This is a genomic window from Cupriavidus sp. OTU4054, from assembly GCF_038440175.1.
Classification (GTDB): domain Bacteria; phylum Pseudomonadota; class Gammaproteobacteria; order Burkholderiales; family Burkholderiaceae; genus Cupriavidus; species Cupriavidus pauculus_D.
Genome location: NZ_JASATF010000011.1, coordinates 87253 through 106543, shown reverse-complemented (window position 1 = coordinate 106543; position 19291 = coordinate 87253). Strand labels below are relative to the sequence as shown.

The following is a 19291-nucleotide window of genomic DNA, read 5'->3' as shown; positions in this document are numbered from 1 at the left end:
CAGTTCACAAAAGGGAGAAACCATGGTTGCAATTTCCTTCGCCGGCGGACAGCCGGAAGACGTTGAGTACAAGGATCTCGACACCTCTACGGCGCCGGGGCAGAAACGGCCTGTCGCTCAAGCAGCGGCGCAGGCAACCGGCACTGAGAAGCAGGGCTGGACTGGCGGCTATTCGATCCTCGACAAGAGCGGGTCCTTTGTAGGCCAAGTTGTTGACTGGATTAAGCGGTTCATGAAGGCTGTCTTGGCATACATCCAGCGCCTCTTCAGCGGCAGCTCCGAAGGTGTTGGGTCCGGAGAAGCGGCGACAGCAACGGTGGCTGGCGTTGCACCGGAATCATCTGACCACCAGGGGGCGGTTGGAGCCGATCCTGTTACTGCGAAGTTCATGGGACGCGGTAATCCAACGCCCGTATATGCTGAGGCGACTGCCGCGTCTGGAAGCGCTGCAGCGGCGCAGGCCGTCGGGGTCGGGGCGGCGCAGCAACATGGTTTTCCGGCGGATGCCTTGCGCCGTGCAGCCGAAGAGATCGCGCACCGCTGGCCCGCGCTTGGCGCCGAGGTGCTCAAGGATCCCGAGATCCTGAAGCAGGCGCAGGCAATGATGGGCAAAGACGGAGGGCCGGACAAGGTCGCCGAACTCGTTATGCGTCTTGCGATGGAGCGGGACCACGAAGCGCAGGCCCAGGCGCTGATCGGCCAGCTCGAGCAGAAGCTCAAGGAAGCTGGCATCGCTGATCACAATAACGGGCTTGGCTTGAACCGCCGCGACCTGGCTCGGATGATGATCTTTGGTATGGAGGAGCCGGGGACACGACAGGCCTTGATGCCGGAAGCGAAGCAGATTGTCGAAGCTTTCCTGAAAGAGCCACAACTTGTTCAGCAACTCGCCGCAAATCTTGCTATGAGGGCCGCGAAAATGGGCATCCAAGAGATCGCCGCGAACGCAGGAAAGCCCGCTGGCGAGGCGCCCGCCAAACCCAAGGGCCTGACTTTCGGACCGCCTACGCAACGGCCGGCAGGTGGCCATGCAGTGGACCCGGATGATATCCAGGACCCTGATGACGCGTATTTGGCGAAGCGGGATCGTCCTGCGCAGTAGGCGAGCCTCAGAGGGCCTTGAGAGACCGTTTCTCTCAAGGCTCCCCGCTCATGGTTTGGCCGGTGTCGTTATGTCGCTGTAGTTTGGTCGTCGTCGGGCAGAGGCGCAAACCGCGCGAAGAACGCGTCTAGCTGCTCAACGGTGAGCTCGCCTTGGCCAATAGTGTTTGGCGTAACCTGCGCCGCAAGGATCTGCTGCATCGTGTGCGCTGACGCAGCTGGTGTCGGGCTTCCTAGCTCCGCTTCAACGTTCACCAGTTCGGACATTGCCTCGTCAGAGAGGCCAACGACTGAGGCATCGGCCGATCGAGGCTGATGCTCCATACCATGGGCCGCTAGCACGGAATCTGCAATCCACCGCGGCGAGCCTGGTGGCTGGCGCAACGATTCGCTGGCCTCGCTGCCAAGAATCGCGTCAAGTTGCTGGTCCGGCGTCATGTCTGCAGGGTCGACCAAGTCATCTAGGCCACTCGGCCATCCTCCCGGTGTTCCAGCGGTCATAGGAGCCGCGGGGACTTCGTCCTCCTCGTCGAACTGCAATGGAGGCGGCGGGGCGAACACGAAGTCTTCGCGTACGTGAGTCATTGGCGGCGGCCCGAGGACCTCGGCTACCGGGCGGCGCATCAGTGCGAGGGGATCCGGAAGGCCATGTTCGTCCAGCACACCGGAAACGGTGTCGAATGTACCCTCCGTCGCCAACACCGCAGCAAAGTGCGTCACCGGCGCGCGGGCAGCTGCCTCACGCCCTTCCCCAAGCAGTTCTCCCTGCGAGATCGCCTCGTCCGTGGACTGGGCGGGATTCGTGGGTGCGGCGCCAGGTAGTCCCGGCACGGCGTAGCCCTTGGGGAATGTTCCACCTAAACCGAGTGCATGTTTGGCAGCCAAGTAAAGGACAATCCCACGCTCCATCGGCGGGACTTCTTTCTCGACAGTGTCCAGCGCCTTCGCGACATTACCAAGTGTCTGGAAGAGCGGAAGGACGGGCGCTGACGTAGCGGAGGCGACGTGAGAAAGGGGCGGAACCTCGCGCACATATCGCAGCTGGTCGAGCATACGTTGGTGCACGTCGATTGACCCACCTGTGCTAGTTGTGCGGATAGGCATGCAGAGGGCCGCGACGTCTTCGTCTGTGGACGGCGCCACTTGGAGGAACCGGTTGATGTGGAACTTTTGATTGTTCAGCTTGTTAAGCCAGCCGCCCATATAGAACGTGCTGATTCGCTGGGTTACACCAAGGGCATTTATGACCCCTTGGCCAGGCGTCATCGTCTGCATCTCCTTGAAAGATACCCGCTCAACCTCGGTGATCGAAGTGGAATCATCACGTCGGAAGTTCTGGCCAACCTGTTCAAAGCGATTGAAGACGCTTACGTAGGCCTTACCGACGATTTCCCGCACGAGCTCCCAAGTCTTCTTGGGGTCGTCGATCTTCATGAAGACCTTGTTCACGGTGTTGCCAAGCATGGCACCCGCCTCCGCGGCTCTACTGCCTTCCGTGAGCTTCTCGAGGTCCTGGGTGGCAGCCATTAGCGACAGACCCAAACTGCGCGCCTGAGCAAACATCACGGCGATGCCGTCGGCAAAGTAATAGCCAAGCTCGTCGAGCGCGGCAATGTAAGGGTACGGCGCGTTGGTCGCCTTGGAGTCGAGGAGCTCTTCGCGCGTACCCTCCAACTCTGAACCGAGGTTCTTGGCCATCATCACCCGCAGACAAGCTATCGTCAGCTTGCCGAGGTTCTCCGCTTCTTGGCTCGACTTCTCAAGAGAGGGGATGAGCAGGAAGAGGATGCGATTGTGGAGCGCCACGTCGATCATGTCGATCTCGGAGAATGCAGACCGAAAAATATAGCCGTAGGTCTTGTCCAGCAGGTTTAGCACCGGCATAAGCTGGCCGGTGCGATAGGCGTGCTGCTCGTACGCGACGTTGTCCTGGTCGTTCGTCGGAGGACGGGCGCCGCCGCGAGCTGGTCCCGCCGGTGCCGCCGCGGGATCGACAATACGATTGTTCTTCTTCAGAAGCTTTTCTACTTGGTAGGCCGGGCAGCCAGAATCCAAGTAATTCTTGATGCCTACGTAGCCATAGGACCAGGAGTTGTCGGCGCGCTCCTGTGCCTCGTCGTATCCCTCAAGGTACAACTCCTCGATCTTGGGAAGAGCGAGATAGTCAATGATCATCCCGACTGACAACGCAGTACCTTGCGTATCGCGCTTGTAGCACAGGGCGGTAATCACCGCGCGCCAGAGGGCTAGAGCCTTCTCTTGCCAGGCCTTGCCATCGCCCTCGGCCTTCGGCAAGAGGTTCGCGCCCATCTGAATGATGGTATCCGCGTCGGCCCCTGAAAAAGGATTGATCTTGTTCGTGCGACGGCGTCGGGACCGAGCGACCTGTTGAGGCGTTTTGCCGCCCAACAGGAAGTTCAAGACAAGAAATGAATCGTCACGCCCGAATGCACGGGCCATCGTGTACCCGTCAGCAGGCAGCTTGTTATCGGCCTTGCCGTCCGCTGCAAAAAATCCAGAACCCCAGCAGAGAGCGTTATAGAAAATCCCCTTCAACGTCTCCGATTTTCCGGAGCCAGTGGACCCCAGAATCAGCCAGTGCTTCCGCAGGTCGTCGTCGCTAAGCCAGCACTGCTTGAACTTCTCGAAGGGCGAATCGGAGCGGACATCTCCGATCAGCAGGATGCCGTCCCCCTTCTTGCCGTCTGGGTCCACGGTGCCATTGGAGGCGGGGTACCGGTAGGGGAGGGCATTTCTCAGGCTCATGACGCTCCAATGCGCCAAGAGGAACGCCGGAGCCACCAGAGGCAGTAGGACCGGCGCGGCCGCGCATAGGTACACCGTCGGGCCAGCGACAAAGAGAAAGTTTGAGGGCTTTGACAGCCACTCCTGCGTCCGTTCACTCCAAGGGCGCACGTCGGCTATGCGCCGGCTAATGGGTACTTCGTGGTGGGACTCGATAAACTTCGTCACGGCTCTCAATGATGAAGGTTGCGACGGCCGGATTCGCCGGGCTTATTGATCTCGGAGGACGTGTTGGCAGACGGCAATGGCGCCGACGAATACCGCCGCGGCATGCTCGCGCCCGATTGGGGAGCCGATCAAGCTCCCAATCTTCGAGAGGTCAGCCTGGCCGGTGTCCCCTGTTGCAATTCCTGACACTGACCAGTCGATCAGCGCTTCTCGCCACGTTGCGAGGATGGCGGCAGCCTTCGAATCGTCGGGATGGTTCTTTTGGCGGATATGAGCAAGGCTCGGCCCAATGGCTTCTGCCAAGGCATTTATCGCGGGCGCACCACCAGGCGAGCGGCCCGCCGCGATAGAGATCGCATCACCTGCGACCTCCAGAAGAATTTCTGTGATCTGGCGCGCGTCGCCGCAGTTGACCGCCTGCCGGACCTTCTCCACGGCACTCGGCACAAGGAAGCGTTCCATGCCGATTCCTCCGGCGCCTTTCATGACTGCATCAGCCAAACGATCGATATCGCTGCTCATTTGGCAGCCTCGTTCTGCTTCAGAAAGGCTGTCAGGGTCTCGACCGTATCTCCACCGGAAGCAATGACGCCATTCGGTGCGATGATTGTCGGAGTGCCGGTCAACCGCAGATAGTGAAAGAACAGATTGCCGGCAGTGACTTTGGTGGCGCCATCCTTACAGTCGCTCCGCTTTACGGCGAGCGACTCGTCCCCTGCTAATGTCTTCTTCCAAGCAGCCACCCGATCCTTGCTGCACTGGATACCAATTGCCAACGCCTCACCACCGGTCTGGAAGCCAACAGGGATGATGATCGGCTTGTAGTGGGCTGGGACTTGAGTCCAAATCGGCTCGAGAGCTCGGCACGCGGCGCAAGCCGGATCCGCTAACACATAGAATGGCACTTCACCGGCTCGGAGCTGGATGCCGACCTTCGCACCCATTGTCTTGAGATTTCCCATATCGACGTCGTTGAGTTGGTTGCCTGTGACGTCCATGTCCTTCTCCGGACCTGTGGGCGGCGCAATTGGAATCAACTGTGCGAGCGGTTGTGGACCAGTGGGCGACGCGAACGAAGCAGCCTGCGAGGGATCCGCCTGTAGAACGGGATTGATGGGATCGAGCGGCTCCGATCGTGTGCCTCGATGCCCCAACCCGAGCACAACCGCCACTACGGCAATGCCGACTACCGCAGCGCCACTAACGATCACCCGCTTGCGCCACGAGGGACGGACGATGCTGTGCACCGGCATCGCCGCGGCGAACGACGATGCTCGGCTGGGCTGGGTTTGCGTATGTGCTCCACGCAGCGCGGCTTGAACCTGCTTGGAAAGCTCGTGCTGGACCGCGAGCGCCAGTTCCCTGCTTGGCGCATGGAGTTCAAGAATATTTGTGGCGAAGGTGTCGGTCACTTTGACATTTACCGTGTACGCACTGACCCTGCCGCCCGCCGAGAATCCGGAATGACGAGCCGATTCATCGATCCAGATTGAGTACCCTTGGGCAAACGATGACGTAGGTACAACCGTCGTTGCTGCTCCGCCTCCCGGGATATCAGCTGCGACGGAGATCGTGTCAAGCCCTCCGGATTCGGCGGCGGATAGACGGACAACCTTAACGGTGAATAACTCTTGATCTTTGGTCATAGCTTGGTAATGGATCGACTATCAGTTGTCGCCGGTGGGCGGCGGCGGAGGGGCTGCATTGATGGATGCAAACGCGTCGAGGATTGCGCTGTTCGAGGAGCGCCATACGTCGTTCTTTTGCCACCAGTCTTCGTTCTCATCGGCACCAGACCTCCAGGCTTCCCATTCCTCGGTCAATCCCTGATGGACGTACTTTGATAAGACGATGTGTTCGAAGGTGTTGTCGTCACGCCGCCGAATTGGTAGATATCCGAGTCGGGCGCACCGTAGTTCAAACTCGGACTGGCTGAACGACATTGCTCCTTCGGTGTGCGGTGTCTCGCGCCCCTCCGAGTCGAGCACGTAGAACATCACGCGGTCGGTTGGCTTGATCCAGATGAACGACCACGGGCCGAACTTCCCGTTACGCCTCGCCTGCTTAAGCAGTCCGAAGAGGAACGTGTATTCCCAGTGATGGATCTTTGCCAAATTCCGGGCGAGGGGGTGTGCTCGCCATTTCTCGAAGGTCTCGGCCGCCAAGGGAATGGACAAGTTCGCCATTCCGGTCGGCGATCCGAACGCCGACAGGTTGAGTGCGTCGTAAAGGCGCCGACTTTCTGCGCGACCAGCCGGGCCGCCAAAGGCGTATGGGGCCATGATGGCGAAGATGACCTTGCCAGCATCCGACAATCTATCCGGAAAGACGACATCCTCGGGCTTGCTCTTCATGTCGCGCATCAGGTTGACGATCTGCCTGCCGAGATACCGCTTTTGCAACAAGCGCTCGTCACCTACCTGGATGATTCGATCAGCCTGTAGGTGTTGATCAAGGCGTTCAGGGTGAACGATGAGTTGGCTATCGCGGTCAGCGTTCGGGTCATCCAATCGTTCGGACGCCTCGTCCATCACGAGGACCGGCTTGCCGCCCACACGGGCCTGGCGCAAAAACTCGTCCGGGAAAGTCTGGCGACGCCAACCGGGCAGCCGGTCGTCAATCAGAGCCTTCTGGATCTTGACCACAGGCGCGATGTCCGTAAAGACGGTGATCATGTCTTCGGCCAGTCGTTCGGGCGACATCTTTTTGTTCAGGCGCGACCGTTCAACCTTCCGAACTTGCCGGAAGAATAGTAGTGCTGCCACGCCGAGAAACGCGACGGCCGCTGGGCGCAACGCGACATTGCAGTAGCCCAACCAGTCAAGTAGAGCGATCCGATTCGGATAGGCGCGGTAGAGGATTAAGGTCGCGTCAAGGTCGGCAGGAATGGTGCCGACAGCCGATCGCGGTAACCACCGATAGGGAGCGGCGAGAACGTCTAAAACTGGGGTGAAGTAGTAGACGACGAGATGGGAGCCCACCAACCAGATCATGCCAACGAAGAGCGCTACGACCCCGAGAATCAGCAGCGTCCATGCTAAAACGCTGTCCTCCTCCCTCTTTGATGTCTGTGCCATCAAAACACCCCGCGCAATAGAATGCTCTGGTATGCCCCCCAGACCTTGCGAACGTAGATGTCTTGGTATTTCCGGGTCGGCGAGTGGTACTTGCCAATGGCACACCAGATGTCTGCCCTACCGGCCCGACGACACCAATCCCACTCAGAGCGCAATGCATAGCCTTGCACCATCAGCGCTTGGCACATATTTGTCATGAGTTCTGACTTAGGGATGCCGAAGCGTTCGACCATAATCCGCCCCCACGAGCGGCTGTTCACTTGGGCAGGCCCCCAGTCTTCGCTGCCGTCCGTGTTTTGGCCAAGAGCGCCAATGCGACCGCCCGACTCGACCTTCATGATGGCAAGTAGCGCGACAGCGGGAACGTCGTAACGAGTGGCGGCATCGGAGACGCACTGCGCCGGAATGTGCGAGGGCAATTGGATCTGACGCGGTGCCTCCATGACAGCAGCCGAGGTCTGCGCATTTCCGCTAGCCGTCGCAAGCAGCAGCGAGGACACCGCAATTGTGGATATCAGGCGGTGGGTTTTCACTTGAATAGGCGATGAAAGAAGTCGTCACGCGCGAGGAAGGCGCGAAAGCTGATGAGAGCTCGAAGGTCGATCTGGGTCTGAAAGAGGGCGCACTGAACCATGCGCGCGCAGCAGATCAGGGAAGCAAGTCCAAACCCGAAGACGCCGATCAAGGCGCCTACGACGCCTGGGAAGAAAAACACAACTCCGAGCATCAAGCAGACCATCACCCACGATGTAGCCAGCATCGCCCACTTGGCACGAACAATCGCGCTCCTTTGCACCGCCAACTGCTGGTCCGTCCATTTGTTGAGAGCGAATAACGCATCAAACGCTGCGCGCTCGTTGTCTGCGTCGACGATCAGCGGAGAAGCGGTTTCGTGTGCCTTCAACCCTTGAAGCTGCTCGTATGCGGTCCTCACGCGCCTGCCAGCTTCGACGGACTCGGAGGCGAGCCTGATATACGGTGCGGCGATGATCTTCGCCACGGCGCCGAGAGCTCCCATCAGGCGTCTCCGTTGTCGCCGTCAGGCGGAAGCGTGCGTTCATCCCGAATCGCGGAGGCGAGACGCGAGAGGCTGTTAGGATTGAAGAGAGCTGCCCAGGAGCGACTGATCGCCACGTGATCGCGCATCTTGGCCAACTCGGGAATCTCTTCGATAAGTTTGGGGTCGATTCCTTGGAATGCGCGTGCTGCTTCGAGTAAGACGTCACCCGAGAGCCGCCTGAGTAGTTCGTCGATCTGCTCCAATGCATGACTCCGAGCCGGGTCGGATTGCCCCACTATCCGCGGCAGGCCAGCGAGCATCTTGCGCAGCGCAGTTCGTTCGAGCTGCGCGCGGCCGAGCGGACCTTGGGTGCCATAGAGCACGGTCGCTACGCCGTCGGCGAATAATCCGGGGGTCTCACCTTCGATAATGTTCATCGGCAAGTCTCTCTTATATTTCACGGCAGCATGGTACTACGAAATAATAGTAGTCACCAGTTGCTGGGCCGTCATTCTCGAGTCCGCGTGGAAAGATATGCGGAGTCAGACGGCTCTCCGCGAGCGATTCGACGCTCGGCCGCCGCGGCTTCCCTGCAACGACGGATCTCACTGGCAATAGCGCCACTGGCGTCAAGCACGCGCTCATATGAGCGTCGTTCCGGCTCCGTGCATTGCACTGGGACCGCCTTTCCTGCCGCGATGGCTGCGTCAAGCCTGGCGAGAAATCCCCGCTCGACCATATCCGGGCCAGCTCCGGCACCGAAAACAGAGTTGACGGTAATGCGAGCTCGAGCGGCCTCCGTCGGGAGTCGCATTGCGGCATTTAACAACTGTTCCCCCGCAGGAGGGATGGCAGGCTTGGCGTCAGGTTTCGTCGCAGAGCGGCCAGGTGCTGGCCCGAGCGTGGGGGATGAGAGCGCCTCGATTCGGCCCACACGCGCCTTGAGGTCGGCAGCTAGCGGGTTGGAGGCGGCTAGCTTCTCAACTGCACGGACCGCCCGCTGCAGCAAGCTGCGCTTACCTACGTCATCCGCAGCGTCGACTTGCTCAGCGAGAAGCTTGCTCAAGGCTTCGCCAAGGCCGAGATGGTGATCCTCTCGGAATACACCAGGGCCGTGGGCTCTGACAAACTCGTCTGGATCGAGATTATCTGGGAGCAAGAGGAACTGGAACCGATTGGCTGCGGCGTAGGGGATGACTAGAAGCAGTGCGCGTAGCATGGCCTTGCGCCCCGCGGCGTCGCCGTCCATGACAAAGAGCACATCCTTTGTATGGGCAAGGATCTGCTCGATCTGATTCTCGGTCAGCGCGGTACCCATGCAGGCGACGGAGTTCCTAACCCCTTTTCCGGCAAGCGAAAGCACATCCATGTAGCCTTCAACAACGCAGGCACGCCGGGCAGTGCGGATAGCGCTTACCGCCTCGTACAGTCCATAGACGACCTCACCCTTACGGAAGATGTCGGTTTCGGGGGTGTTGAGGTATTTCGGACCGTCATCACCGGGGAGAACACGTCCTCCGAAGGCGATCGGCCGTCCGTCCTTGTCCCGAACTCCGAAAATGATCCGTTTCCGAAAGAAGTCCCAGCGAGTGGAGCGCTCCGGACTCACTTTCTCCTTCGACAAGCCTGCGGCGATAAGGTCAGAATTCCTTGCATAGTCGCCGAACGCGCCCTTTAGAAAGCCAAACTCGTCGGGAGCGAAGCCGATAACGTAACGCCGAGCGATCTCCGGGGTGATTCCCCGGCGTTCAAGGTATGCGATTGCGTCGGGCGAACGGGAGAGGGCGGCGATGTACGCATCGGCTGCGATCCTGGTTACTTGGTAAAGGTTCTCGGCCGGGACGGAGGGCAGCAGTGGGGCATCAAGTTTAGCCTTTACCACCGGAGCGACCCGCGGGTTTGCGTGAGGAACGGCCCCAGGGTATGGGAACGGGATCCCAGCCCGTTCAGACAGAAATTGCACAGCTTTGGGGAACGAGAGGCCGTACGCGAGCTGCGTCCACCTCACCGCGTTGCCGCCGGCGCCGCAGCCAAAGCAATTGAAGAATCCCTTCTCTGACGAAACGGATAGGGATGCTGTGCTGTCACTGTGGAACGGACATTTCGCCATGACAGTGCTCCCACTCCGCCGCAAATCTACGGACTCAGACACCAGGTCCTCCAGATCGGTGGCTGCGTTGACGCTTGCAATAAATGCGTCAGTCAGACGTGGTCGGGGTTCGAAACGAGGACCAGGCTTGCGGGCTGAGAAGCTCATTGATCGCGTGACTATCTATTGTGTATTGGCATACTAACACGCAAGATGATGTAAGGCCCTTGACACTCGGTTGAGCTGTTATTAAATTGCGAACTAACATACTAAAACGCAAGATAAACGGATACTTCCGTTTTCATCGTAGACCGTGGCGGTCTACGGGGACCATCGATGACCACCAATCCGGATCCGTCCGCGCTTCAGCAATTGCGTCGGCAGCTTGTCGCGCAGCTCGACCAGCTCCCGCAGCGGGACGCTATCGACTTGGCCGATGCCAATCAATGGACCGACTATGTGATTGCGCACATGCCGCACGAGGCGTCGTGGCACATGACCCGAGCCGGGGGGATCGGCGGCAGCGAGATTGGGGGACTGGTGCGCAACTATCTCGGTCACCGAGCAGACTTCATGTTCAGCGCCCACGACTGGGCGATGGAGAAGCTGCTAAAAGCTCCTCCGACTCCCACGACGCCGGCGATGCGCCGAGGAACGGAGTACGAGGAGAGTCATCGTGCGCGGTTCTACCGTCAATTTGGCACGACTCGCGACGCCGTTGCTTTCAAGAAGCTGGCTAGTGCGAAGGGGACCCGCGCGTGGATGCGATATTCGCCAGACGATCTTGTCGTATTGCCGCGACAGTCTATGGAGACGTCGGCAGGCGACGTCCCAGTACAAGGCCGGTACTTGGCTGACTACAAAGCGCCGACGTCCGTCGACGACGCAGAAGCCGTTTCTTTCCAATACACCACCCAGCTCCATCAGGGCGCAATCCTGTGTGCCGAGCAGAACATCCACATCAACGGCGCGATCCTATCGCAATTTGATTGGGCGAACTGGCGGCTGCGCAACGACTTCGTGCCAATCCGCTCCGAGCTCTGCGATCTGATTCGGGAGGCGGGTGATCACTATTGGGCTTGCGTTTTGCGTGGAGAAGTCCCACCGTACGTCCGCTCCAAGCGGATGGAAATTGACGATGGTGACCGAGAAGCGTGGTCACCGCACGCCGGCCGGATCGCCCGATTGCTCGCCCTTTCCAAGGCACTGGAGAGTGCGGCTGATGTCGAGCGCAAGCGCCTTGTCGACGGTCTCGGGCTGTCCAAGTTGCGCTTCGGCGGTGAGCGCCTGGTGTTCAGTGGAAACCTGGCGGTGACGGCAAGCGCGTCGGTGAACATCGAGAAGGCCAGAGAGTTGCTTGGAGACGCGGTGCTTTCAACGTGCACCAAGAAGGCGACTGGAAAGCCGAAGTACGACGCGGAAAAGATGGTCGCATACCTGACCGAGATGGGAGTGGGTCTCGACCAATTCGTTATGCCATCGTATGACAGCTCAAAGATCTACCAGGCTTTAGCCGAGCATGGACACGATGCAGATTCCGTGGAGACCGAGACAATCAAGATTGCCACGGACAAGAACCTCAAGACCCAGGCTGAAGCGTGGGTCGAATCGAACTTTGCCCCGCTCGTTTCACCGCAACAGAGCGACGGCGAGGAAGACGACGGGCAGTCGGTGCATGAGGTGCCCGCCATCCAACGCGAGCGCGCCTAATCGGCCCGGTCGTTCTCATCAAGCCCATCTCTATCCCTAAAGGACATCATCATGGCATTCACGCAACGCGGCCCCGGCCAAGGAAAAGTGCAGTTCGCCGAGATCAATGCTAAGGAAGGCACCATGAAGCTCAATACCGGGGAGCGTGACCCGACCTCCGGCAAGGCTGTCTATCAGCAGGTGGACACGATCGAAGGCCAGATCAACGGCTTCCAGATCCGCGAGCAGCCGAGCAACAACCCGCAGTACAAGGACAAGACCGTCGGCACGGTCTATTTCGCAGACAACACGGCCGTCAGCTTCTCGTTGAAGTCCGGCGGTGACGCTACGTACTTTGGTGCGCGACTTCTCGCGAAGTTGCTCGGCACCGATCTTACCCGCCCCTTCTCGATCACCCCGGGCCTCACCAAGGCCGGCGAGAAGATTGGCGAGAAGGTGGTTCAGTCGGATATGGCGTGGGTAAGCGTCAAGCAGGACGGCGAGCCCGTGCAGCCGAACTACGGCTCGGACGAAACCGGAGAGCCGTTGGCGGGCCTGCCCGAAGCGCCATTCCTCAAGCTGGAAGGTGGCCGGGACTCGAAGGAACGCAACTACGCTGCTCTGAATGAGTGGGTTGACGGAGCGACGGCATACCTGAAAGCGACCTGCGATCAATTGCGCGAGGCTGCAAAGAAGCCCGACCAGCATGAGCATCAAGGTGCTTCGGACGAGGACTTCATCGATCCGGACGACATCGCGCGGGCAGCACATCAGCGCGAAGCCGCTTAACAGGCTTCTCAGGGCGCGAAGACGCGGCGCCTGTTGGGGCCTGGCGCTAGTCGGCGTCGGGCCCTTTTTCCATCTGAAATTTCTGGGTGAGCCCAGTCATCGGTCTCCGGTGCACGGAGTCCAAATCATTGCATCGGAGTGAGCGATGTCTGCCACGACAAAATGGATCGACCTGAATGACCCGGTTGGCGTACGGCTGCGAGTAGCCTCGCTGGATAGCCGCTTGCTGTACGTCATTACCGGAATCAAGCCCGGCACACGCTTGTTCACAAGGGTCATCGAGGAATTGAAGTTTCGCTCGAGCCCCACTGGCGCATATCTGATCCGTCCGTTCCGCGATGGTGAGCAGGCGCGCCCGAGCGAGTTCAGATCCATTTGGCCAAACGCAGCGACGCGGGTCATGACCCGCGGCGAGTTCTTCATTGATCTCGACGCTGCCCGCCGTTCCCGTGCGACTCGTGAGGAGTCCGCTAGCCAGCGACGTGAGGACGAAGCTGCCGAGCTCGCAAGGTTGATCGAGAGCGGACTGTTTCTTGGCAGGAACGCCGATGGAGCGCGGATCTTCGAGGACATCACCGGCCGCTCTTTGGTCACCGATGGTGGTGCGATGATCCGGGAAGGCGCCGGTATGGGTCCCACATCGTTCCTGCGGGCGTCGACCGAGCGTGATCTGATCGCCTGCGCCCAAGGCTTTCTACGTGAAGTCAACCTAGGGGAGATTCAGCGCGAGGCCGACTTTCATCGCTTCGTGCGCGCAACCTTTCCTGACGCGCCGACCGACGCGGCCAGCATGCGCTTGGCGTGGAGCGCTATCGAGGCCGCTTTCATCGAATACCTCATGCGAGAGCACGAAGGCGCGGCGGCCGCGTGGGGTGATGCGGTCCACATCTACGAGTCTATGCCAGGCGGCGCCGTCACCCGAGAAGTTGGGGCCGCACCAGTACCGATGCCTATCGCCTTGGCTGCACAGCGGCTGCTGGGGATTGCGCCAGCACAGGAGGGCGATCCGGAACCCAGCGTGCTTGTGCCAGCCGCTGGCAACGGCGCCGGATTCGCGAATCTCCCGCGGGGCATGAAGGTCCTCGCCGTTCGGTCCGGCTCTGACGGAGCACTGGCCGAGGCCAACATCCACTGGAACCTTGGGGTTACGTGGGCCGACGAAATCGAACCGAACGCACGGCACGATGGCGTGCTTGCCCACAATGTTGACTGGCAAGCCGCTGCTCGCGGCGAGGGGGTAGCAGCGCCCGAGGCCCTTGCCGCGTCGCTACTGCCCGGCGCGCGGGCGGTATTGACGCTCGACGCCGGCGAGATGCAATCGGACTCTGGCCGCCTTTCCGCCGACTTTCGCCAATACATCGCTTCGCTTGAGGCGGTGGGCACAGTTGAGTATGCCTTCGACGTTTCGCGGGCGTTGACTCAACCGGGTGGGGCTCCAAACGGTACGCGGGTGATTGTCTTCCTGAATCGGCAGCGGCGTGCCGACGATCGGCGATATGCCGAAGCTGAAAAGCTGCCGGTTTGCTTCGACTGGGACGGTGTTAAAACCGTCGTAGATGAGACCCTTACCCTGCGCGAGAACGCCACCGAGGTTGCGGTCGACCCAGACGAGCCGATTAAGGTTGGCGATCTGAGGGAGGAGAACCGTTACCAGCGCCCGTACACAGCCTTCTCGCGCACGGGCCCAGGCAGCACCATGGTACCGAAGAATCTCCAGGCATCGCTCAGCTATGCACTTGCAAAGCTCGAGGAGGAGCGGGGCCAGATCGACGATTTCGTTGCGCATGAGCTGGGGATGGGCTATGAGACCCTACCTGAGCGCTTCTCGCCCGAACAAATTGACGCGATCTCGCTGATGATCAATCGGGTTCAGCAGGGTCGAGGCGCAATTCTTGGCGATGAAACGGGTATTGGCAAGGGCCGCAGCCTCAGCGCACTTGCCGCCTGGGCTCATAAGCAGGGCCGACCGGTGATCTTCTTTACCGATCGCGCAAACCTGTTCTCGGATCTGGCGCGCGATCTGCTCGACATTGAGGAGTGGGGCCGCTTCAGGCCGTTCATCACCAATCAAGATGGTCAGATCCTCGACATTGCCGGCGAGGGGATGGTACTTGCAGAGCCGGTACCCGCAGCACGGATGAAGGCGATCCTCGCCGAGAATCTGTCGCCGGAAGAAATCGGGGCTAACATCATCTTCACGACCTACTCGCAGGTCAATTCCAAGGATTCTCCAAAGGGCGACTGGCTGCTAAACCACTGCCAAGATGCGTTGGTGTTCTTCGATGAGGCCCACTTCGCCGCGGGATCGGATTCGAACACTGCCGAACGGGTCCATCAGATTGCAGAGAGCGCGTGGGGCGTCGTCTATTCGTCGGCAACCTGGGCGAAGGCCGCGAAGAACCTACACATTTACTCTCGGGCGTTCCCGGAGTCGGTGAATATTCAGCAGGTCACCGACGCTATGAACCGCGGCGGCGAGGAATTTGGCGAAGTCTTCTCGGCGATGCTGGCCCGGGATGGCGGCTTCATCCGTCGCGAACACGACTTGTCGAAGATCGACTTTGTGGTCGAAGTCGACTCGCCTCGTACCGATCGAAATACGGCGGTAGCGGGTCTGGTGTCCGAGATTCTCGGGATGATGGCCATGGTATCGGGTGAGATTGATCACCTTCTGCAGCGCGCGAACACCCAGACAAAGTCGCTGCTGTTGGCCGCTCAGGCCGCGCGCGAAGAAATCCGAAAAGCCGAGGCAGCCGAAGAGAGGCGAGAACTCGAAGAGATCGAGTCCCTTGAGCGTCGCGTCAACGAGCAGGCCGCGGCTCGAGCCATCACCGAGGAAAATCTGCGTGCGGCGGAGAGCAGGCATGCTGAATTCGTCGCTGCACGCGCCCCCGAAGCACGGCCATCAGCTGAAGAGGAGGCCATGCTGGGCCTCATCTCGCACCACACTGCCGGCCTCGAGGTGGCCGACGCGCTGCTGCAAGGGCTGCGTCGCGAACTGACGCAAGCGAAAGTGGCTGCTCGCGATAATGCGAGGACGCGGGTTGGACGCGCACGTGCCAGCGCCACTCAAGCGGCTGGACGTCTCTTCGCGTCCCGCTTCGGCACCGGCGGTGCAATCTATCAGGCGATGCGGCGTACGCTGGCAGCCTTGTCGGCTGACCACGCCATCGAGCGCGCTCTGAAGGCGATTGAAGCTGGCCGCCGCCCCGTGATCGTTTTCGAGGACACGGGCGAAGCGATGGTGAGGCAACTCATCGAGGATGAGACCCTTCGCATGCAGCGCGCGGCGCAAAGCGTATCGCTAGATGGCGACGGCCACGATGCGGAGCTCGTCAATCAAGCGACCCAAATCCTTGATGAGCGCATCCGTGCCCAATCGCAAATCGACACGATCCGGATGCCGACGTTGCGCGACCTGATGAAGGCGCTGGTGAGTCGTCTCGGCGCCATTCGGACCGTCGAGGTCAGTGCAGATGATGACGACGCCCGTGCCGCTCGGGTTGACGACGACCAGGATCGTCTTGGGGGACTAGCCATCGCCGATGTTCCCGGCGTGACTGGGGAGCACCTCACAGCGTATCGCTCGGGCATTGAGCAAATCATGGCGAAGATTGCTACTTTGCCGGAGATGCCGATTATGCCGGCGGACGTGATTAGGGTGGGACTGGAACAGGCCGGACAGCGAGTTGGTGAGATCTCCGGGCGTAGCCTGCAGCTCACTCCGGTCGACGCCGCCCAGCCAGCCGGCCTCGCCAAGATCAGCAAGCGTGCCCGGAAGAAGACAGACGTCATGCGCACGGTACGAGACTTCAACTGGGGAAACCTGGACGTGTTGACGATCAACCGCGCAGCGGCCACGGGATTGTCTCTACACTCGTCGCCGCGCTTCGGTAACACTCAACAGCGCGAGCTGATTGAGTTCCAAATCCCCGAGAATCCTACGGAGCGGATTCAGTTGTTCGGTCGGGTGAACCGCTTCGACCAGGTTGTCGCGCCACGGATCTCCATCCTGACCACCGGCCTGTACGGGGAAATGCGTACGCTCATGATGCAGAACCGGAAGCTCGCAGGCCTGTCCGCGAACATCCGCTCTTCGCGTGACAACGCAGCCTTGATCGAAGATGTGCCCGACCTGCTGAACCGCCTTGGAGACGAGGTGTGTCGAGACTATCTGCTCGAGAACCCCGGTGTTGCGGGGCGAATGTCTATCGAGCTGCGTAGCGCGCAGGACGCAGCTGGACTGGCCAACAAGGTTACCCAGCGCATAGCGCTCCTGTCGCCGCGGGACCAGAAGAAGGTCTACGACGACCTCTATATGGCCTATGACGATGCCGTTATTCAGAGCGAGATCGCAGGGGAAAGCTCCGGCATCAAAGACAACGATTGGCGCGCACGCACCGATCGAGAGGTGCTGGCGTGGGGCACGGACCAGAACCTTGATCTTCTGAGCGCGTTCGACGGCCCTGTCTACCTTCGCGACGTCGCATACCAGAAAGACTACCAGCCGTTGCAGTGGGATCAGATCGAGGCTCGTATCGCCGAGCAAATCGCCGCTCTGAAGGGCTCGGAGCTGACAGGCCGCGTGCCGGTGCGGGGGGTGACTCGGTCTATGAGCGCGCCAATGCTTCGCGCGCTGGACAGGGAAGCAGAGGCTAGTGCGCCGGAGAGGGCTGAGCAGTTTGCCCGTTCGATCTTTAACGAAATCATCGAATCCATTCCCTCGGAGGCTATCTCGGCCTCGGATGGGGAGGCCGCCGCCAAGCTCCGAGGACTTTCAGCGATCGGAGGGAAGATGCTGACGTTCGGCGCCCGTGTCCCCGGTACCGAGACTGAGTTGCGGCTCATGGCGCTGATGTCGCGTTCTGGTGAGACAGCAACGATCTGGCACTCGAACCCCGAGGCAGCGCAAATGGAGGGCAAACCGGCCGGCATCCAATGGCGCATGAATGTGAAGGCCGCTGTCGCTAGCGACGGCCAGGCCTGTTCGGCTGCGTTGCGTAAGCTCGGCACCTGGAGCGCTGACGAAATTCCCGGTCACTCATGGTGGGTTGAGCGGTTCCAACGGGAGTGGGGCAATGATCCGAAGTTCGAGGCACTCACATTCATGCCAGCCGCGCGCAAGGCCGCCGAGGTGCTCGAAGCAAAGAAGCTGATTGGTCTCTCGCAGACCAAGTTCGGGACGATCGAGCAAGCACTGGCCGATAGCGAGCACAACGCTGTCAAGGAATCTCACCAGCGAAAGCTGTTTGCCGAAACGGTCCTTCCGTACCTCACACCTGGCACTCAGATCTGGGTCCGCGAGGAGGAGGGCAGCAAATTTGCCCACTTCTTTGCCGACCGTCGAATGATCATCGTGGGCGTTGATATGCCGCCGTCCAACGAAGAAAGCATGCTGTCCAAGTGGCGTTTCCACTTGGCGAGTCCTGGCGAAGAAAAGCCCGTCATTCTCTCCGCATCGCACTTGCTGCGCCGGGCCGGCCCTGCGCCGGAATTCCACCGCATCCATATCGATGGCAGTCTGTTCAGCCGATCGAAGCGGTATGAGTTGCATGACGCAGCGCGACGCTTCAGGGACTTCGAGCCAGGCCCGGTGCGGATGACTCGGTCACTGCTGGTGGGCAATCTGTTCCAGGCTGCGGAGTGGGCTGCTGCTACAAAGAAGGGCACCGCAATCACCTACACCGATGAAACGGGGCAGCGCCACCGGGCAATCTCGATTCACAAGCGGGGTTGGGGCGGTGAATCCGAGTTCAGCGTTATGTCCATGCCTTTGCGGCTGCATCAAAAGGGCATGATCATTAACTTCATTGAAGCGGCCGTCAGCAGTCGCGGCGACCGGGATCACGTCGATTCCGGTCGCGTCTACGCGCATGTCTCATTCAAGTCTGCGCTGTCGACTGGCCAATCCGGGGCGAAGAACGAGAACTGGTTCAATATTGATTTGGCCAACAAACGTGTCGAGATGGACCTCGAGAAGTCCGAGAAAGCCAAGTTCGTAAAGACGATGAAGCAGGCTGTCGAACGGGACCAGAAGGCGTGGGAGTCAGCACACCCAGACCAGACGTACCCGCTCACCTTGACTCTCTCGGCCACGAGAACGGGGAAGTCGGAGAGCCGAACCGTCATGCACATTGGTTTGCCGGAAACGTGGGAGGGCCGCGAGCGGCTTATTCACGCAATGGTACGCAGCCAAGGACTGCAGCTGTATGTCTCCCGTCGTAATCCGGGGTCTTACCGGACAGCTCGGCTTGCGGAGCAACGCTACTACGAGCAGCTCGTCGGGCCGTTGGCTCAGGAGCGCGCCGCGCGCGTTGCGGAGCAGGAGGAACGACGCGACCAGGTTAGACAGCTTCTCTCCGCCACCGCCGATTCAGGCTCATCGATGGAGGTTCAGCAAGAACATGAGTCGACGCAGATAGCTCGTGCTGATCTTAGTGGGGAGATGGATGGCCGAGCGGACGCGACCGGCGACGTCTATGGCGACACTGAGCACGCCGCCCCGATCGTCGCCGCTCCGCGAGACCTTGGCTAACTTCTTATGTTGTGAGGTAGAATACGAAAACGAAATAA

At 60.2% G+C, this 19291-nt stretch carries 12 protein-coding genes; 4 read left to right on the top strand and 8 right to left on the bottom strand.

Annotation, left to right across the window (positions count from 1 at the left end; all coding sequences use genetic code 11):
• Nucleotides 1–22 precede the first annotated feature (22 nt).
• A complete protein-coding gene (locus AAHB16_RS15090) occupies nucleotides 23–1102 on the top strand; it encodes a hypothetical protein (RefSeq protein ID WP_342051313.1) in 1080 nt (359 codons plus the stop codon).
• 68 nt (nucleotides 1103–1170) lie between these two features.
• On the opposite strand, the gene AAHB16_RS15085 is transcribed toward AAHB16_RS15090, so the two are convergent.
• From AAHB16_RS15085 to dnaG, 8 genes are all read right to left on the bottom strand, one after another.
• On the bottom strand, nucleotides 1171–3867 hold the full coding sequence (locus tag AAHB16_RS15085; protein ID WP_342051312.1) for a TraM recognition domain-containing protein: 2697 nt from the start codon (nucleotides 3865–3867) through the stop codon (nucleotides 1171–1173).
• A 249-nt stretch (nucleotides 3868–4116) separates the two neighbouring features.
• The gene (locus tag AAHB16_RS15080; RefSeq protein WP_342051311.1) at nucleotides 4117–4596 is read right to left on the bottom strand and encodes a hypothetical protein; all 480 of its coding nucleotides are present in this window, start codon (nucleotides 4594–4596) and stop codon (nucleotides 4117–4119) included.
• A complete protein-coding gene (locus AAHB16_RS15075; protein ID WP_342051310.1) occupies nucleotides 4593–5720 on the bottom strand; it encodes a hypothetical protein in 1128 nt (375 codons plus the stop codon). Before AAHB16_RS15075 ends, AAHB16_RS15080 begins: the two co-directional genes overlap by 4 nt.
• Before the next feature lie 21 nt (nucleotides 5721–5741).
• The gene (locus AAHB16_RS15070) at nucleotides 5742–7151 is read right to left on the bottom strand and encodes a secretion/conjugation apparatus DotM-related subunit (RefSeq protein WP_342051309.1); all 1410 of its coding nucleotides are present in this window, start codon (nucleotides 7149–7151) and stop codon (nucleotides 5742–5744) included.
• Nucleotides 7151–7684, bottom strand: a complete 534-nt coding sequence (locus tag AAHB16_RS15065; protein WP_342051308.1) for a lytic transglycosylase domain-containing protein — start codon at nucleotides 7682–7684, stop codon at nucleotides 7151–7153. Before AAHB16_RS15065 ends, AAHB16_RS15070 begins: the two co-directional genes overlap by 1 nt.
• Nucleotides 7681–8169: a hypothetical protein gene (locus tag AAHB16_RS15060; protein ID WP_342051307.1), complete on the bottom strand. Its 489-nt coding sequence runs from the start codon at nucleotides 8167–8169 to the stop codon at nucleotides 7681–7683. The genes AAHB16_RS15065 and AAHB16_RS15060 overlap by 4 nt, the downstream gene beginning before the upstream one ends.
• Entirely contained in the window at nucleotides 8169–8588 is a 420-nt protein-coding gene (locus AAHB16_RS15055; RefSeq protein ID WP_342051306.1) for a hypothetical protein, read from the bottom strand. The genes AAHB16_RS15060 and AAHB16_RS15055 overlap by 1 nt, the downstream gene beginning before the upstream one ends.
• A gap of 71 nt (nucleotides 8589–8659) precedes the next feature.
• On the bottom strand, nucleotides 8660–10408 hold the full coding sequence (gene dnaG / locus AAHB16_RS15050) for a DNA primase (RefSeq protein ID WP_342051305.1): 1749 nt from the start codon (nucleotides 10406–10408) through the stop codon (nucleotides 8660–8662).
• Between the two features lie 168 nt (nucleotides 10409–10576).
• On the opposite strand from dnaG, the gene AAHB16_RS15045 reads away from it, so the two are divergent.
• The 3 genes from AAHB16_RS15045 (at nucleotide 10577) to AAHB16_RS15035 (ending at nucleotide 19253) form a co-directional block, all read left to right on the top strand.
• Nucleotides 10577–11950, top strand: coding sequence for a YqaJ viral recombinase family protein (locus AAHB16_RS15045; protein WP_342051304.1), 1374 nt, complete (start codon nucleotides 10577–10579; stop codon nucleotides 11948–11950).
• A 51-nt stretch (nucleotides 11951–12001) separates the two neighbouring features.
• Nucleotides 12002–12718 (top strand): hypothetical protein, encoded by a 717-nt coding sequence (locus AAHB16_RS15040; RefSeq protein ID WP_342051303.1) that lies wholly within the window; start codon nucleotides 12002–12004, stop codon nucleotides 12716–12718.
• 145 nt (nucleotides 12719–12863) lie between these two features.
• A complete protein-coding gene (locus AAHB16_RS15035) occupies nucleotides 12864–19253 on the top strand; it encodes a strawberry notch C-terminal domain-containing protein (protein WP_342051302.1) in 6390 nt (2129 codons plus the stop codon).
• Nucleotides 19254–19291: the final 38 nt, after the last annotated feature.

What these genes read in the sequence shown, in the direction of transcription:
- AAHB16_RS15090 (WP_342051313.1), top strand. Translation starts at nt 23, where the DNA reads ATGGTTGCAATTTCCTTCGCCGGCGGACAGCCGGAAGACGTTGAGTAC.
- AAHB16_RS15085 (WP_342051312.1), bottom strand. Translation starts at nt 3,867, where the DNA reads ATGAGCCTGAGAAATGCCCTCCCCTACCGGTACCCCGCCTCCAATGGC.
- AAHB16_RS15080 (WP_342051311.1), bottom strand. Translation starts at nt 4,596, where the DNA reads ATGAGCAGCGATATCGATCGTTTGGCTGATGCAGTCATGAAAGGCGCC.
- AAHB16_RS15075 (WP_342051310.1), bottom strand. Translation starts at nt 5,720, where the DNA reads ATGACCAAAGATCAAGAGTTATTCACCGTTAAGGTTGTCCGTCTATCC.
- AAHB16_RS15070 (WP_342051309.1), bottom strand. Translation starts at nt 7,151, where the DNA reads ATGGCACAGACATCAAAGAGGGAGGAGGACAGCGTTTTAGCATGGACG.
- AAHB16_RS15060 (WP_342051307.1), bottom strand. Translation starts at nt 8,169, where the DNA reads ATGGGAGCTCTCGGCGCCGTGGCGAAGATCATCGCCGCACCGTATATC.
- AAHB16_RS15055 (WP_342051306.1), bottom strand. Translation starts at nt 8,588, where the DNA reads ATGAACATTATCGAAGGTGAGACCCCCGGATTATTCGCCGACGGCGTA.
- dnaG (WP_342051305.1), bottom strand. Translation starts at nt 10,408, where the DNA reads ATGAGCTTCTCAGCCCGCAAGCCTGGTCCTCGTTTCGAACCCCGACCA.
- AAHB16_RS15045 (WP_342051304.1), top strand. Translation starts at nt 10,577, where the DNA reads ATGACCACCAATCCGGATCCGTCCGCGCTTCAGCAATTGCGTCGGCAG.
- AAHB16_RS15040 (WP_342051303.1), top strand. Translation starts at nt 12,002, where the DNA reads ATGGCATTCACGCAACGCGGCCCCGGCCAAGGAAAAGTGCAGTTCGCC.
- AAHB16_RS15035 (WP_342051302.1), top strand. Translation starts at nt 12,864, where the DNA reads ATGTCTGCCACGACAAAATGGATCGACCTGAATGACCCGGTTGGCGTA.